The sequence below is a fragment of the Tritonibacter horizontis genome, from assembly GCF_001518015.1.
Lineage (GTDB): Bacteria > Pseudomonadota > Alphaproteobacteria > Rhodobacterales > Rhodobacteraceae > Epibacterium > Epibacterium horizontis.
On sequence record NZ_LPUY01000012.1, the window covers coordinates 34090 to 49787 of the forward strand.

Consider the following 15698-nt stretch of genomic DNA (forward strand, 5'->3'; position numbering starts at 1 on the left):
TTTCGTAATCATTCCGCGGCGATGGCTGTTGATTTCTTGCGACGGGCACGCAGGCCCCGCAGGATGCCTTCGACCACCACAAAGAGCACCGCCGCCATCAGGATCGTCCCGATCCACTGCGACAGCACGAAGCCAAAGCTTTTGTCCTCGAAGACCAGCAGGGCGCGGCGCAGGTTCTCGTCCGCCAGCGGTGCCAGGATGACGCCCAGCACGATGGGCGCGACGGGGAAGCGAAAGATGCTCAGGAGCACGCCAAAGACACCCGCTCCGAACATCACCCAGACATCAAACATTGACAGTTTCACCGACCACGCCCCGATGATGCAGACCGGAATGATCAAGGGCATCAACACGCCGCGTGGCAGGCTGAACAGTTTCACGCAGGGTTTGATCAGCGCAAAGGCGGCAGCGAACATCATCATGTTCGCCAGCAAAAGCGCGCCATAGATGAAATAAATCAGCCCCGGATGGTCGATCTGGATGGTCGGTCCGACGCTGACGTTCTTTAGTGTCAGTGCGGCCAACAGGGCGGCCGCGGCCGCGTTGCCGGGGATACCCAATGCCAGCGTAGGAAGCATGGAGCCGCCGATATTGGCATTGTTCGACGTTTCCGCGCAGACCAGCGCCTGGTAACTGCCCTTGCCCCATTTCGCCTGCTCTTCGGGCGAGGCCCGGCGGCGGCCGATGTCATAAGCCAGGAACGAGGCCACATTGGCGCCAGCCCCCGGCACGGCACCGATCAGCGCCCCGAGGATCCCCGACCGGGTTGCAGCCGGTGTATAACGCAGCAGGCTGCGCAGCGGTGGAAAGACCCGACCGACCTCGCTGGGAATGGTCGGAGCAGAGCGGGACGGCAAGGTGCGCAGGATCTCGGCAAAGCCGAACAGCCCGATCAGGATGGCGACATAGCTGATCCCGTCAAAGAGCATGAAGCTGCCAAAGGTAAACCGGGGCACCGCGTGAATTTCATCCAGGCCGACCAGCGCGATCAACATGCCGATCCACCCCGCGATCCAGCCTTTCAGCGGCATCTCGCCCGAGGCCATTGACCCCGAAACCATGATGCCGATCACCGCCAGCCAGAACATCTCCCAGGAGCGGAAATTCAGTGCGAAACTGAGGATCAGCGGGATGAACAGGATCAGCAACAGGATGCCCAAAGTGCCGCCGATAAAGGAGGCCGTGATCGACATGCCAAGCGCCTGTCCCCCTTGGCCTCGTTGGGCCAACTGGTGACCTTCGATCATTGTCGGAACCGCATCGGGGGTGCCGGGGATATTGATCAAGATGGCCGAGATCGCGCCGCCAAACACCGACCCGGTGTAGACACCGATCATAAAACAGATGGCCAGGTTCTGTGACATCCCTGCCGAAAGACCGATCAGCAGGCCCATCGCCATGGTGGTGGACAGCCCCGGCAGGGCACCCCAGATGATACCCAGTGACACGCCTGCCAGCGTCATGAACAACAGCATGGGCGACATCAGTTGAAGGAACGCATCAACCATGGCTCAGAACCCTCCTGGCAGCGGAATGTTGAAAAGCTTCTGAAAGGTCAGGGTGAGCATGAGCGTCCAACCGGCAGCAATGGCGGTCTTGGTCCATAGGGAGCCACGCCAGAACACATGCATGATCGCGGTGAGCGCGATGAAACTGACCGGTTGAAAGGCGGACAGGACAAACGGAACCCCCGCGATATCGAAATACACCTGAAAGGCGAGGACCTGCAGCGCGAGAATGTAGGCTCCGACCATTGCGGCCAGAACCAACATGCGCTTTTGTTCTTCCAGATCACCAAAAAGCTGCGTTTCATCGTCGGTCTGGCTGCGGCGGCGCAGGGCGGAATGCCCCAGCACCACGGCCATTGCGGCCAGCGATGCCGCGGCCAGAAAGGGCAGCAACCCGGGCGCGGTCAACGCGGACCCCGGCACCGGAAGCCGCAGGGACGCCACCATGACCACAATGGCGGTCGCGATCAGAAAACCGGCCGCGATTAGGTCTAGGATGGGCGCCGCGTTTCCCGCGTTCGCGTCCTCTCCTTCGAACTTGATGTCGTCGGAAATGGGGGATGTCATGATTGGCACCTCGGGTGCCAGCCTTGGGGCTGGTCAGTTATCGCGGAGTGGTTTTCCGGGCGGCAATTGCGCCGCCCGACTTGAACGCCCAATCAGCTGATTGGCGGCGGGGTGTAGCCCTGCGGTGGCCACCAGGTTTCAAAATCCTCCGGCGCGGGCAGGCCCAGCTCCTCGGCGGATTTGATTTCGGCACCGATTGCCTCTTTGTTATTGTTGAAGATATCGGCGGTGATCGTCTCCATCAGCGCGCCTTGCCGATCGGCCTCTTCCCCGATGAGCAAGCCAGGCTGGAAGAATTTTTGCGCCATCATCTCCGTGAACCCTTCAGAGGTCGCGGCCGCCCGGAAGGCATCGGCGATTTGCTGCAGCACATCAGCCGGCAGGTTGCGCGGCACCATGAAGTTGTAGGTCGCACCGACGGGCAGGATTTTTTGTGCTTCGGGGATAATTCCGCCGATCGAGGGCAGCACGGTGCCGTCATCCAGCGTGATATCATTGGTGCTGGCGTGACAAAGGTTGCGCAGCTCGCCACTGCGGATCAGGTCGATATGTTCGTGCAACCCGCCACCGGCAACGTCTGTTTCGCCCTGAAGCCCGGCCAAAGTCGCAGGTTTGCCGCCCTTGTAGGGGACGTATTTCATCTCGATCCCGGCCATATTGGCAATGATCAACGATACCTCGTGCCAGACCCCACCGGTTCCCGATGTCGAGATCGTAAGCTTGCCAGGGTTTGCCTTTGCTTCCTCGATCACGTCCTGCATGGTCTGGAAGGGGGACTCTGCCCGGACGGACCAGCTGGCCGGCGCATCGGCGGCTTTCATCGGCAACCAGTCTTGCCAAGGGATGAAATCCGCGTGGCCGAGGACCCGGACAAACCGGTTGTAGTTGGCCGCCCCCAGCAACGTATAGCCGTCGGGCCGCGCTGCAGAGACGTATTGGGTTGCGACACCGCCAACCGCGCCGGGCTTGTTGACCACGTTGATGGTCCAGCCCTGCGCCTTGGCCATTTCGTCCGCCAGTTTGCGCATGATGGCATCCGTGCCGCCCCCTGCGGCATACATGACCACCAGTGTGATCGGTCGCCGTGGAAAGCTCTGTGCGAATGCTGCGCCGGGCATGGTGATGGTCATCGCGGCCACGCCGGTGGCGGTTGCGCCCTGCGCCAAAAGCGCGCGACGTGTCAGGTGTTTCCTGTCAGTTGTCATGGTGTCTCCTCCCATTATGTGATGCGGATTATGTCCCGCAAACGGATCCTCCAATCCGTGTTGCCGCGCCTGTCGATCCGTGTCTAAAGGGCGGCCTTGACTAGTTTTGGTCAGCCATTTTTGGCGTACAACATAATTCTTTTACATTCCTTCTGGTGTATTTTTATTATGTTTTTCAGTATGTTGATGTACTCACGCGCGCCTGACATTGACGTAATTGGTCACCCAATTTGTTGCATTGGTCATTTGGTGACACATCATCAGGCAAGGCTCGAATCTGGTTCATGTCGGCAGGGCGGCCATCCTCAGCGCGATCCACGTCAGACCGGGAAGACAGGCAAACGTCAGCAGTGTCGAGACCACGACCACTCCGACCACCCGTTCCGGATCGCGGCCAAACCGCTCGGAAAAGACGTGGATCACAATGGCGGTTGGCATGGTGGCCATCAGGAAAACCACACCGGCTGGCAGACCTTCCAAATCCAGGCTCCAGATCACGCAGAAGGCGGATACCACCCCGATCCCCAGCCGTCCGACGGCCAGAAATACCGCCGATCGCAGGTCCGCGACCCGCAACCGCGCCAGCGAGGTGCCCAGAAGCAGCAACATCGCGGGTATCATCATGCCGCCCGTCATTTCGGCCGTGTTGGCCACGACAGCGGGCACCTCTATTCCTGTTGCCAGAACCAGCACCACCAGAAGGACCGAATAGATCAGTGGCTGACGCAGCAAGACACCGACGCGAAAACTGCCCGCGTAGATGGACATGCCGATAGAATGTTGGGCCAGCGCCACCACGACGAAATACGCAGCCGCCAGTTCCTTGCCGGTGTCGCCAAAAGCCAACATCACCAGTGGCAGTCCCATATTGCCCGAGTTCGGCATCATCAAAACGGGTAGAAAACTGCGCAGCGACCCGCCCGTGAGAGTCAGGACCAAAGCTGCCAGAGCCGCTGAAATCACCAGGCACAGAGCCGCGGCGCCAGAGATGGTTGCCACGGCCTGGGGCGCGATTTGCATTGACGTCAGGCTGCTGAAGATCAACGCCGGCGCCGCCACCATGACCACAACAGTACTGAGCGTCCGCGTGTCCAGCCCGCTGCTGTAGCGTCCCATTGCGTAGCCGATCAGAACCAAAATCCCGATCGGCCCCAATATGGGCAGCATCTCGCCAATCAACCGACACGCCCACCTGCCATCGGGGCAGGGGCCCGCGCCTGGAGCGTTTCGGTCTGGGAGACCGCTGAAACATGATATGGCCAGACATGGTTCCGCACGGCCTTACTCGATATCCAGCCCGAGGAAGCCGCCAATCGCGAGGGCGAAGTCTTGCGGGCGGTCAACGTTGATCACGTGTTTGGCGCCACTGACGCATGCATAGTGCGATCCGGGGCAGGCGGCGGCCATGGCTTCCATTGTTGCAGGTGTCGCACCGGCGTCGTGCTCGCCAGAGACAAATAGCGTCGGCACCGTCATGGTGTTCAGGTGACGCAGGTAGTCCAGTTGCATCAAGGCATGGGCGCAGCCCCGGTATCCCGTCTCGGCGGTTTGAAGAAAACCATCGCGCAGCGTGGCCTCTCGGTCGGGGTGGTTCTTGCGGGTTTCATCGCTCAGCCAAAAGCCAACAGTCCCGGCCCAGACGGCTTCCAGGCCGCCTTCGTCCAGCTTGGCCAGTCGGGTGTGCCAGCTTTGTACAAAAGGGTCGGGGGCGTCGGCACGGGCGCCACAGCACACGATCCGTTCAATGCGCTCTGGATGGTTCAGGCCCAGACCCAAGGCGGTCATGCCCCCCAGAGAGACCCCCATGACAGTCGCTTTTTCAACGCCATGATCATCCAGCACAGCCAAGGCATCCGCCACGAAATCGGCAAACTGATAGGGCCCTTCCGGGGCGGGGCTGTTCCCATGGCCGCGGGTGTCGCAGGAAATGACGCGGTAGTGGCTACTCAGCAAGGGGATTTGCGCCGCCCACATCGATTCTGTTGCGCCCAGACTGTTGAGCAGCAGCAAGACCGGCGCATCGGACGGACCATGGACGGAAGAGTGAAGTTTTATAGAAGTCATGCTATTTCCCGTATGCTTTGACGCCCCAAGCCCATGTGACGAACCCGAAAGGCGCTGCCGGCCACTGTCATGATCTGGATTTGGTCGAGCAGGCATAAACTCTGCCTAAACTCTATTCAGATCAGCTATTTAGCCGGACTATTTGCGTTCCTTGAGAAAACGCTATCGCTCTGGATCGCATAAAAGAAATGATTTAAAATAAGAGTGTCTATCTGATTTCTTGATAGAGCATGCGGCCGTCGACAGCATGCATTGGGCTGTGCAAACCCGATGCGCGCCGGTTTTCTCGCCGCAGTATCCGCTTAGGCTGGGTCGGTTGGATCTTCGGGCTGCAGGCCCGGTTGAGCCGACTTTGGATTGCGGATGCTGATGGGCGGGATCGCAAGCGCTTGGGTCAGTTCGGCCTGCAGAACATCGGCAAACCCTTGTGCGCCCTGACTGAGCGGGCGGGATGCATGTTCGATGCGCAGATAGTCCACGGTCAGCGGCGGGTCCGCCAGCGGCACGACCTTGCGCCGTTCGCCGTCCAGATCGGGCAGGCAGAGGATGCCCGGCAAAATCGACACCCAGTCCGAATTGGCCACCAACCCCATGGTGCCATGCATGGTATCCAGTTGAAGCCGCTCCTGCACCTCAATCTGGTTTTGTGCGAAATACGCCTCGATCCGATTGCGCCGCGCATTTCCTTGCCCGGGCAGGACAAATTTCTGTGGCGGCAGGTCGCGCAGACGCACGCCATCCGGCGTCGTGGGAAAGTCGCGGTCGGCGGCGCAGACCAGACATTCCTGATCCTGCCCCATCGGTGTCGCAACCAACATATCGCCAAGGTCGAAAGACGCCGGCACCACCGCAAAATCCAGTCGCCCCTCGGTCACATCATTGGCCAGGGCCCCGGAATAGGCTTCCAGGATCGACAGGCGTACCTCGGGAAAGGCTTCGGCGAACCGCAGCAAGGCGGGCGTGAGGACAGCCCGCGTGAAGGTTGGCATCAGCCCGACCTGGATATGCCCGGTGACAGATTTCGACAGCGACCGGATGCGATCCTCGGCGCGGTATGCCGCGGCCAGCACCTTCACGGCCTCGCGGTAGAATGATCTCCCTGCTTCGGTGGGGCTGACGCCGGAGGAGCTGCGTAAAAACAGCACGACGCCATATCTCTTTTCGATTTGTCCGACATGCATCGAAAGGCCCGACTGGGTCGCATTGACCTTTTCCGCCGCTGCTGAAAACGAGCCCTGCTCGTAAACCGCAACAAAATAACGCAACTGCTGAAGCTTCATATCGGGCTATCCATTTTCCTTCTACGTTCTACAGTCTAATATTAATTGTCTTGATGCTTCAACCGCTCATATTCTGGCTCAAACGACGCATAGGAAAGGAAAAGCATGTCGGACGATACTGAACTCGATCAAATCGAAAGCCGACTTTTGCGGGATGTCTTTGGGTGTTTTGCGACCGGTGTGACCGTGGTCACTTCCCTAGGCGACACCGGGCGCCCCGTGGGTCTGGTGGTGAATTCCTTCTCCTCGGTTTCGCTCGATCCGCCGCAGATCCTGTGGAGTATTGGTCTGAATTCGCCGTCGCGTGATGCGTTTTGTGCGCATGAGGGCTTTGCGGTGAATATCATGGGCGCGGATGCCAAGGATGAGACGATGCGCTTTTGCACACCGGCAGAGGACAAGTTTGCCGGCGTGGACTGGTGGGCCGGCCATTTCGGGGTTCCCGTTTTGCGCAGTGCACTGGCGACGCTGGAATGTCGGACCGAGAAACGGATCATCAGTGGCGACCACGAGATCTTTATCGGGCGGGTGCTGCGGGTCGATCATCAGGATGTCGCACCCTTGCTGTTTCACCGGGGTCGGTTCGCGGAAATGGGGCCGGCCCTATGACGCCACTTCCCCGGCTGATGGTCGCGCCAAACGGTGCCCGCCGCAGCAAGAGCGACCATCCGGCGCTTCCGGTGACGGATGCCGAATTGATCGAAACCGCAAAACGCTGCGTGGCGGCGGGGGCGGATGGCATCCATCTTCACCTGCGGGACGCGCAGGGGGCGCATCTGTTGGATGTCGCGCGCTATCGCGATCTTCTGGATCAACTGGAAACAGATGTGCCCGACTGTTACTTGCAGGTGACCTCCGAAGCGGCGGGGCGCTATGACGGCGACGCGCAGCGCACAATGGTGCGTCGGCTGAAGCCGCGCTATGTGTCGGTCGCCCTGCGCGAGATGGTGCGCCGCCCCGAAGATTGGCCCGCAGCCCATGCATTTTATGACTGGGCCGCCGCCTCCGGCGTCGAGATCCAGCATATTCTTTATACCCCGCAAGAGGTCCAGGGCTTCATCATTGCCATAGAAAACGGGCACATCCCGGGACAGCATCACCTGATCCAGCTGGTGCGCGGAACCTATGCCGACGGCAGTCTGAATGCCCATGCGCTGTCACAGTATCTGGCGGAGCTTGAGCGGGGGGCGGGACATACCTTTGACTGGATGCTCTGCGCCTTTGGAGCGGACGAAACGGCCAGTCTGGTCGAAGCTGCGCGTTTTGGTGGCAAGGCTCGCGTCGGATTTGAGAACTCGTTTCATAACGCCGACGGCTCGGTTGCGTCCGACAACGCAGAGCGGGTGAGAGAGGTGGATGCCGCGTTGCGACAATTGCAGTTGTCGGGATCCTGACGGCCCCCGTGGCCGGGACAGGCAGCGCAAGGACACCGCCCGTGGGGATCCCCATGTGGCGGTTTTTCCGGTCGATCTGGGTTCCTGCGTTTACATGGGGCAAGGCGGCACGCTAGACAGGTACGGCCCCTGATGTCTTGACAAGGAAACCGTCCATGCGCCGCATCGTGCCGTCTTGCCCATCGCAGAGAAACGGCTGATGGCGCCGCGCAGAGGGTCGTCCCGAAAGATCGGTCAGGTGCCGCTTTATGAAATGGTCGATGGCGAACTACGCCAGAGGTTGTTGCACAAGACCTATCCCCCCGGGTCCATGATCCCCAGCGAAATGAAACTCGCTGCCGAATTGGGGGTCAGCCAGGGGACGGTGCGCCGGGCGCTGAATGGTCTGGTGGACGAAGGGTTGCTGACGCGGCGGCAGGGGCTCGGTACTTTCGTTCCCGAAATCGAGGACCGGCGTTCGTTGTTCCTGTTTTTCAACATGATCGGCCATGATGGTCAGCATGAACTGCCCCCGGCAGAATTGATTTCATGCGACACAGGACAGGCCACACCGGCGGAGGCAGAACGGCTCGCGCTGTCGCCGGGAAGCCCGGTGCGCCGACTTTTGCGGGTGCGCCATCTGCGTGGCCTTCCGACAATCATCGAACGGATCGTGGTCTCCGAAGCGGTTTTGCCGGGCCTTGGCGATGAAATGAGCCTGCCTGATCATCTTTTTCGCCACTATGAACGGGCCTATGGCAAGACGGTGACCTCTGCCGAAGAGCGGTTGCGCGCCGCCGCCGCCACCGTCGAAGATGCGCAGCTGCTGGGCATCGATCCGGGCACGCCCCTGCTGGAAATCGACCGGGTCGCCTATGAATTTGATCGTGTGCCCTTGGAGTGGCGCTGTAGCCGGTGCAACACGGCCGCGCATGACTATCTGGTAGACCGACGCTGAAAATTGCCCCTGAGCAATCTTCGTTGACGCAGCTGCCTTATGATTCTTATATAAGAGTTATAAGAGCTAAGCGTAGGAGGTATGCGCGTGACACTTTCAGATGTGAGACGGCTTCCTGTTTCCGTCCTGCACCACTTCGCAAGCGCCGCGCTCGCGCATCATGGTCTGCCCGAAGAGGATGCCGCGACGGTTGCCGAAATGATGATCGAGGCCGACCTGCATGGCTCTGATGCGCATGGATTGTTTCGTCTGCCGCGCTATCTCGACCGGCTGAAGGCCGGAGGGTTCAACCGGACCCCGCAGATCCGGGTCGACCGCAGCAAGGGGGGCCTTGCGCGCATCGATGGGGACGGCGCGATGGGGCATCTTGTTGTGCACCGCTGCGTTGATGAGGCGATCGCCCGGGCCAGTGACCATGGGGTGTCCTGGGTCGGATGTCACAATTCCAACCATGCCGGCGCTGCCGGAGTCTGGGCCATGCGCCCCGTGCCCCAGGACATGATCGGCATTTACATGGCGGTCGGCAGCGCCAATCACATGGCGCCCTGGGGCGGGACCGAGGCGTTGTTGTCCACCAACCCGATTGCCATTGGCGTTCCGGGCGGGCGCGACGGTCCGGTGTTGCTGGATATGGCCACGACCAACGCGGCCTACGGCAAGATCAAGATGGCCGCCGCGCTGGGACAGGACCTGCCCGAAGGCTGGATGATCGATGCCGATGGCGCGCCGTTGACCGATCCTGAGCGCGCCGGTGAGGGCACATTGCTGCCCATCGGCGGACCAAAGGGCTACGGGCTGGCGCTGATGATCGGGTTGCTTGCCGGCACGTTGAACGGCGCTGCATTGGGCCGGGATCTGGTGGATTTCAACGCCGACGACGAAACCCCGACGAATACCGGGCAATCGATCCTTGTGATCGACCTCAAAGCCCTCGGCGCGCCAGAGTTTTTCAAACGCCAGGTGGACCAGATCCGAAAGGAGCTGAGCACCTCCGCCAAACGTCCGGGATTTGATGCGATCCGGCTGCCTGGTGACCGCGCACTGGCCACGCGCAGCGACCGACGGGCCAACGGTATCCCTTGTTCAACGGTCTTGATCGAGGCCTTGAACCGTGTTGCGCAGGGTGCAGGCCTTGCCCCATTGGAGTTTCAACAATGAATGAGCAAGCCAAAGCGCCGCGCATTTTCACAACCGCCGACATCCCCGCTCATGATCGGGGCAATGGTGTCTCCACGCGGCTGTTCTGTTCAAAAGGGCGCTGTGCAGCGGATGTCACCACTGGAACGACGTCGCTGCCGGTGGGGCGGTCGGTGCAATTGCACAGCCACAACTGCGATGAGCAGATCGTCATCCTTGCCGGGCAGGCCGAAGCCGAATTCAACGGCACGCGGCATCCCATCGGCCCGATGGAGGTCGCGTTCATCCCCAAGGATACGGTCCATTGTTTTCACAATGTTGGTGCAGATCCCGTGCTGATGTTGTTCATCTATGGTTCCGGGGCTGTAACCCGTACATTTGCGGCGACGGGCGAAACAGTGGCGCATTTGTCCGACAGCGATCTTGCCCAGCCCCGAACCTAGGCAGGCCGCCGTCACACGACGGCCACGGCTGGGTGAGCGGCCTTGCGGTCAATTTATCTGCGGCGGCATCCGTGCGGCGGAGTACAGCATATACATGTCGAGTGCCTCGGCAATGACACGGGGGCGGTTGGTCTGGTCAAGCTGACCAGCCGCCTGCTGTCGCAAACCGTAGTTCAGCAATCCGCCGTGCAAGAGCCAGGTGGCGTCCAGCTCCTCCGCCGTGACCGCGAACACTTCGCTGCGGCCAAGTTCGACGCGGCGTTCCCGGACCAGTGGCTTCAGGATTTGCTCCTGCACCACCTCCCGGTACCAGGCGTGCACATTGGCATCGCGCAACAAGGCAAAATACCAAAGACGCAGCCAGACAGGTTGAAAAACGGTTTCGGTATAGGCCTCGTAGAACCGCTGAAACCGGTCGCGCACGGACTGGGTTCTGTCCAGCAGCATGCCATCCCATTGCATGTCCCAGGTTTCGAGAAATACCCGGCTGTAGACCGCTTCGATCAGGTTTTCTTTGTTGGGAAAGTAGCGGTACAGCAGCGGCTGCGTGATCCCGGCGCGACGCGCCACGTCGCGGGTGCTGCCGTCAAAACCGGTTTCCGAAAACAACTCGATCGCGGCTTGAACGATTTCTGCGCGTCGGGCTTGTGCAGACAATCGCTTGCGCACGGGTGTCGCGCCATCGCTGGGCTTGCTTTGTTTCTGTATCGGCACCTGAAATCCGTCGGTTTCGCAATTCTTGTCCCAACAGATAGCATTTCGCACGATCAGTCCATCAACTTATCGTATGATAATTTATTCATCGGGCGCGAAACGGGTGCGCCGCGCCGTTACGCCCGCTCCAACCGGGGTGCGGGTTCGGGGGCACTGCCGAGGCTCTCGTGTACCATTTCGGCAAACAAGGCCATGGACCTGCGGGCCCGGGCCGCATCTGCCCAGGCGTGGTCCACCAACACCAGCGTGCCGAACGCGGCCGTCGCCTGCCTGATGCAATCCAACTGATGTGCGACGCTTGGCCCATCGCCGTAGAGGACGCAGGCGTCGATCAGCGTCTCGATGGTGGCATCGTCTGCGTCTGGAGCCAACAGCGAGGCATAATAGGCACGGCAGGGACTGTCGGGGGATTTGATCATGGCTTCGGCGCGGGCAGCATCGTCGTCGACCAGCACCGTGCGGGCAATGCGCCAATCGTCCGGGCAGGATTTGCGGGCGGCATAGGTCGAACCGGTTACATGCGCCGCCCAATGCCGGGACAACTGATCGGTACTGACCCAGCTAGTCGAGAACGGCAGGAGGCCCGACCGGGACTGTTCCAGCAGGGCATGTTCACAGGCCTGAGGTGCCGCCAGTCGGGTGCGGCCCGGTGCCAAACCGCGATTGATCGCCTGATCCGTATAGGCCAATTGCGGTCCCGCCACTGAGTGCGACCCGGACAAGATTTGCAACATGGGGTGGGCTTCGGGGCCGGGGAGCGCGCGTACACGGGCAGCGGCGCCGGTGGTCGGAACATAGAATTCAGAGAAGCCAAGCGACCGTGCGAGCTGCGCGCGCCCCGCCTCGGGCGCTTTGGGAGCATGTGCCCACGATCCGGATGGTGGAACAAACAGGTACCCAAGTTTCATTCTGGCCTCCTCCCAAAGGTGGAGGCCTTGGCAACGGCCTCCTCCCGACAACGCTAAGGGCAGGACGGGCAACAAATGAAATTACATCTACGCGCGGCATCTATCAGGAAATGTGATAGACGCCGCGGCAGGGTCGTTTAGTTCAGCACGTAGTCGACGGGCCAGTCATGGCCTGCATCACGGGCGGCATCGATGAAATCCTGCAATACCTTCGTTCCGGGCATGCCGCGTGCGTTCGCTTCCTCGGCGCTTTTGCGGGGCAATTCCGCCAGGCTCTGCGCCCATTCCGCGCGAACGCCTTCCGGAAGTTCGTTGATGATTGCACCGTTTTCCGCCAGGGCCGCCAGACCCGCAGCCTGACTGTCATCCATGGCTTTGCCGTTGCGATCTTCCCATGCGCGCCCGACCTCTTCGATGATCTGACGCAGGTCGTCGGGCAACGATTCCATTTTGGTTTTGTTCGCGGTCATGACCACAACCGGCATCGCGCCGTATCCGATCAATGTGTAATACGGTGCAGGCTCGTAGTATTTGAACCCGTTGTAGCCTGCGGGTGTCATCAGCCACCCATCATACACACCGGTTTTCATTGCCATGTAGCCTTCGGGCAGGCTCGATTGGACAGGCACCGCGCCGGCATATTCCAGCCAGGGCAGGTTCGGCCCGGCGCCGCCGATTTTCACACCTTTCAGGTCTGCGACTGTCTTCCATTCCTTGGTGGTGCCGAGATGATAGTTGTCCCAGGCACCAAGCCCGAGCAACACCTGGCCAAACTCATCTTCGAACACGTCGGAGAGCCATGGGTTCTTGTCATAGACGACCCGCACGGCCGCGATTGCATCGGACGAGGCCTGTGGGCCAAAGGGTTCGAAATACGGGAAGTTGTGCAGATAGAGGTTCGATGGCTCAAAGCAGACGCAGTAGCCGCCGAAATCCAGCAACCCGCTCTGCACCGCTTCCAATGTCTCGGACACCCCAGCGATACCGCCGCCGTAGGATTCGATAAAGGTCACCGTGTGATCGGTTTCTTCGGCGGCCCGGCGTTTCACCTCTGTCACGAAGAAATCAGACATCGTGGTCACATAGGGGGCTGGTCCCTTTGGGTGGCCGGATCCCATGCGAAAGGTAAAGCGATCCGCCTGGGCCGCTGATGCCACCAGGGTAGCCCCCAGAACGATGCCCCCTAACGTTGCCGAAAGGCCTGTGGTGCTGGTCATGTCAAATTCTCCTCCCCATCGTAAGACAATGCCGTTTTGTCGCTTCAGGCATGCAGAACCGCATCCGTGAAACGTATCCCTGACCTTGAGTGTTACATTAATTTATCAATCGATAAACAGAAATCTTGTACATGGGCCTGACTGAATTTACGCTGGTTCTACTGACGGCGCCGAGGAGGGGTGATGAAAATTCAAGTAACACTAGCGCGGTGGGCGCATATTCTTTCGGCTGGATGGGTTTTCCTTCTGGCCGTGCTGATCATCGCAGATGTTCTGGGGAGGACGCTTTTCCTGCAACCAATCGCTGGCACGAAGGAGATCCTGCAAAACTCTGTCATCGCGGTCACGTTTCTGCAGCTTCCTCTGGCCATCTATTCCGGCTCGATGCTGCGCACCACGCTGCTTTTGGATTTCCTCGGGCCGCGGGCTGCGCGGGCGCTGCGCGTGTTTGCCTGGATCCTGGGGGCCCTGCTGTTTGCAGCTATCGCCTATGCCTCGCTGCCTGCGGCCTTTTCCGCGGTCCGACTTGGCGAATATGAGGGCGAAGGTGCGATGCGGATCTACACCTGGCCGGTTCGTTTCCTGCTGGTCGGCAGCAGTGGATTTGCTGCAATCGCGTATGTTTCGATGATGATCGATGACCTGACGGGACCGAATACGCCGGACCCTGTCGCGAAACGCCCCCTCAACAGTTCGGATATGACATGACTTTGACTATTTTTGCCGTTCTGGGCCTGTTGATGCTGCTGATCTTCTTGGGCGTTCACCTCGCGGTGGCGCTCGGGGCGGTCAGTTTCCTGGGTGTTTTCTGGATGCTGGGCAGCTTTGATATCGGCCTTTCCATCCTCAGCACCACCGCCTACGAAGCGTTGCGCAAGGATGTGTTCATCATCATTCCGCTGTTCGTGCTCATGGGCGATTTTGTAAGCCGCTCAGGCTCTGCCAATGACCTATATGCCCTGTGCAACCGTGCCTTTCGTCGGGTGCCGGGATGTCTGGGGGTGGCCACGGTCGTCGGCAATGCGGTTTTCGCGGCCATTACCGGGGTCTCCATCGCGGCGGCGGCCACGTTCTCGCGAATCGCCTATCCCGAAATGGTCGCGCTTGGCTATTCCAAGCGGTTTTCGCTTGGAACGGTCGCGGGCAGCGCCTGCCTGGGGATGTTGATCCCGCCGTCGATCCTGATGATCGTCTGGGCCGTCCTGACCGAGCAATCCATCGGCGCGCTGTTCATCGCCGGACTGGTGCCTGGGCTGCTGCTCGCCGTCGGGTTCTGTGGCTATTGCGTTGTCTATGCTATTCGAAACCCGGAGAGCGCGCCGTTGCAAGCCGCACCCACCGCAGAAGAGACCGACCCGGCAGAGCTTCGTCGGCAGATGACCGGGGGGCTGGCAATTCTCGGGCTGATCGGCATCGTCATCGGTGGGATCTGGGGCGGCTTCCTGACCCCGACCGAGGCGGCTGGGTTTGGCACCATGGGGGCCTTTCTGCTCGGGCTGGCAAAGGGCATGACCCGCGCGGATGTCATGGATGCAATCTACAATGCAGGTCGGACCACCGCCCCCATTATGATCCTGCTCATTGCGGCATCGATGTATTCGAGGTTCCTCGCCATGGGCGGCGCGACACAGGTCATTGCGGAGCTGCTGCTTTCGATCAGCGAAAACCCTGCCGTTATCATGGGGATCATTTTCTCTGTATGGCTCCTGCTGGGGATGTTTATCGATTCCACCTCGATCATCCTGCTGACGGTTCCGATCTTTGCGCCGATCGCGACAACCTTGGGCATTGACCCTTTGTCCTTTGCGATCTTTGGCATTCTCGTGATCGAGGCGGGACTGCTGACACCGCCCTTTGGAATACTTGTCTTTACCGTCAAGGCGGCGGTCCCGGACAGGGATGTCGCCCTCGGAGACATTTTTCTGGGGTCGATCCCGTTCTGGATCCTGATCCTTGCAGTGGCGGTTCTGGTGCTGGTGTTCCCCGGCCTCAGCACCTGGCTTCCGTATAATCTAATGTAGGGGTGAAACCTGCCCCGGCGCCGCCAGCCTCTGGTTGGGTGGGGCCGGGGGTCAGGCCGGCCAGCTTCAAACCCATCCACCCCCATTTATGTCGGCGGGCGGCTCCACAAGGCCCTCGCAACGCGGCAGAGGGCTTGGGGCCCTGTTGTATAGCTGACGCCACTGAGTGGCGTGATCAGGCCCAATGCGCCCCACGCATGCCCTCACATCAGAGGGCGGGGTCAACACAAGAAACGGGGCGCCAAATCCGCTGGCGCCCCGTTTCTTGTTGGGAGGAGGGTCGGGGCACAAGCCCCGCAATGT

At 60.4% G+C, this 15698-nt stretch carries 16 protein-coding genes; 7 read left to right on the forward strand and 9 right to left on the reverse strand.

The window, feature by feature from the left end; all coding sequences use genetic code 11:
* Positions 1 to 8: 8 nt before the first annotated feature.
* The 6 genes from TRIHO_RS02225 to TRIHO_RS02250 form a co-directional block, all read right to left on the reverse strand.
* A complete protein-coding gene (locus tag TRIHO_RS02225; protein WP_068240034.1) occupies positions 9 to 1508 on the reverse strand; it encodes a tripartite tricarboxylate transporter permease in 1500 nt (499 codons plus the stop codon).
* 3 nt (positions 1509 to 1511) lie between these two features.
* On the reverse strand, positions 1512 to 2075 hold the full coding sequence (locus tag TRIHO_RS02230; RefSeq protein ID WP_068240037.1) for a tripartite tricarboxylate transporter TctB family protein: 564 nt from the start codon (positions 2073 to 2075) through the stop codon (positions 1512 to 1514).
* 92 nt (positions 2076 to 2167) lie between these two features.
* Positions 2168 to 3280, reverse strand: a complete 1113-nt coding sequence (locus tag TRIHO_RS02235; RefSeq protein ID WP_068240040.1) for a Bug family tripartite tricarboxylate transporter substrate binding protein — start codon at positions 3278 to 3280, stop codon at positions 2168 to 2170.
* A 282-nt stretch (positions 3281 to 3562) separates the two neighbouring features.
* On the reverse strand, positions 3563 to 4447 hold the full coding sequence (locus tag TRIHO_RS02240; RefSeq protein ID WP_068240041.1) for an AEC family transporter: 885 nt from the start codon (positions 4445 to 4447) through the stop codon (positions 3563 to 3565).
* Positions 4448 to 4561: 114 nt separating this feature from the next.
* Positions 4562 to 5344: an alpha/beta fold hydrolase gene (locus TRIHO_RS02245; RefSeq protein WP_165595874.1), complete on the reverse strand. Its 783-nt coding sequence runs from the start codon at positions 5342 to 5344 to the stop codon at positions 4562 to 4564.
* A gap of 302 nt (positions 5345 to 5646) precedes the next feature.
* Positions 5647 to 6624, reverse strand: coding sequence for a LysR family transcriptional regulator (locus TRIHO_RS02250; protein WP_068240046.1), 978 nt, complete (start codon positions 6622 to 6624; stop codon positions 5647 to 5649).
* Positions 6625 to 6729: 105 nt separating this feature from the next.
* Here TRIHO_RS02250 and TRIHO_RS02255 point away from each other — a divergent pair, with 105 nt between their 5' ends.
* The 5 genes from TRIHO_RS02255 (at position 6730) to TRIHO_RS02275 (ending at position 10535) form a co-directional block, all read left to right on the forward strand.
* Positions 6730 to 7233 (forward strand): flavin reductase family protein, encoded by a 504-nt coding sequence (locus TRIHO_RS02255; RefSeq protein ID WP_068240048.1) that lies wholly within the window; start codon positions 6730 to 6732, stop codon positions 7231 to 7233.
* Positions 7230 to 8018 carry a 3-keto-5-aminohexanoate cleavage protein gene (locus TRIHO_RS02260; RefSeq protein ID WP_068240050.1) on the forward strand — a complete coding sequence of 263 codons (789 nt, stop codon included), beginning with the start codon at positions 7230 to 7232 and terminating at the stop codon, positions 8016 to 8018. The genes TRIHO_RS02255 and TRIHO_RS02260 overlap by 4 nt, the downstream gene beginning before the upstream one ends.
* Positions 8019 to 8217: 199 nt before the next feature.
* Positions 8218 to 8955, forward strand: coding sequence for a GntR family transcriptional regulator (locus TRIHO_RS02265; protein ID WP_131811165.1), 738 nt, complete (start codon positions 8218 to 8220; stop codon positions 8953 to 8955).
* A gap of 87 nt (positions 8956 to 9042) precedes the next feature.
* A complete protein-coding gene (locus TRIHO_RS02270) occupies positions 9043 to 10113 on the forward strand; it encodes an Ldh family oxidoreductase (RefSeq protein WP_207498614.1) in 1071 nt (356 codons plus the stop codon).
* Complete coding sequence (locus TRIHO_RS02275) at positions 10110 to 10535, forward strand: cupin domain-containing protein (protein WP_068240052.1); 426 nt, start codon at positions 10110 to 10112, stop codon at positions 10533 to 10535. The genes TRIHO_RS02270 and TRIHO_RS02275 overlap by 4 nt, the downstream gene beginning before the upstream one ends.
* Positions 10536 to 10583: 48 nt before the next feature.
* Here TRIHO_RS02275 and TRIHO_RS02280 read toward each other — a convergent pair whose 3' ends face one another.
* The 3 genes from TRIHO_RS02280 to TRIHO_RS02290 form a co-directional block, all read right to left on the reverse strand.
* The gene (locus TRIHO_RS02280) at positions 10584 to 11300 is read right to left on the reverse strand and encodes a TetR/AcrR family transcriptional regulator (RefSeq protein ID WP_068240056.1); all 717 of its coding nucleotides are present in this window, start codon (positions 11298 to 11300) and stop codon (positions 10584 to 10586) included.
* Positions 11301 to 11365: 65 nt separating this feature from the next.
* On the reverse strand, positions 11366 to 12157 hold the full coding sequence (locus tag TRIHO_RS02285; protein ID WP_068240057.1) for a hypothetical protein: 792 nt from the start codon (positions 12155 to 12157) through the stop codon (positions 11366 to 11368).
* A gap of 137 nt (positions 12158 to 12294) precedes the next feature.
* Positions 12295 to 13374 (reverse strand): C4-dicarboxylate TRAP transporter substrate-binding protein, encoded by a 1080-nt coding sequence (locus TRIHO_RS02290; protein WP_068240058.1) that lies wholly within the window; start codon positions 13372 to 13374, stop codon positions 12295 to 12297.
* 183 nt (positions 13375 to 13557) lie between these two features.
* Between TRIHO_RS02290 and TRIHO_RS02295 the strand changes: the two genes are divergently transcribed.
* Together TRIHO_RS02295 and TRIHO_RS02300 are read left to right on the forward strand one after the other, a co-directional pair.
* Entirely contained in the window at positions 13558 to 14082 is a 525-nt protein-coding gene (locus TRIHO_RS02295; protein ID WP_068240059.1) for a TRAP transporter small permease, read from the forward strand.
* Complete coding sequence (locus TRIHO_RS02300; RefSeq protein WP_068240060.1) at positions 14079 to 15395, forward strand: TRAP transporter large permease; 1317 nt, start codon at positions 14079 to 14081, stop codon at positions 15393 to 15395. Before TRIHO_RS02295 ends, TRIHO_RS02300 begins: the two co-directional genes overlap by 4 nt.
* Positions 15396 to 15698: the final 303 nt, after the last annotated feature.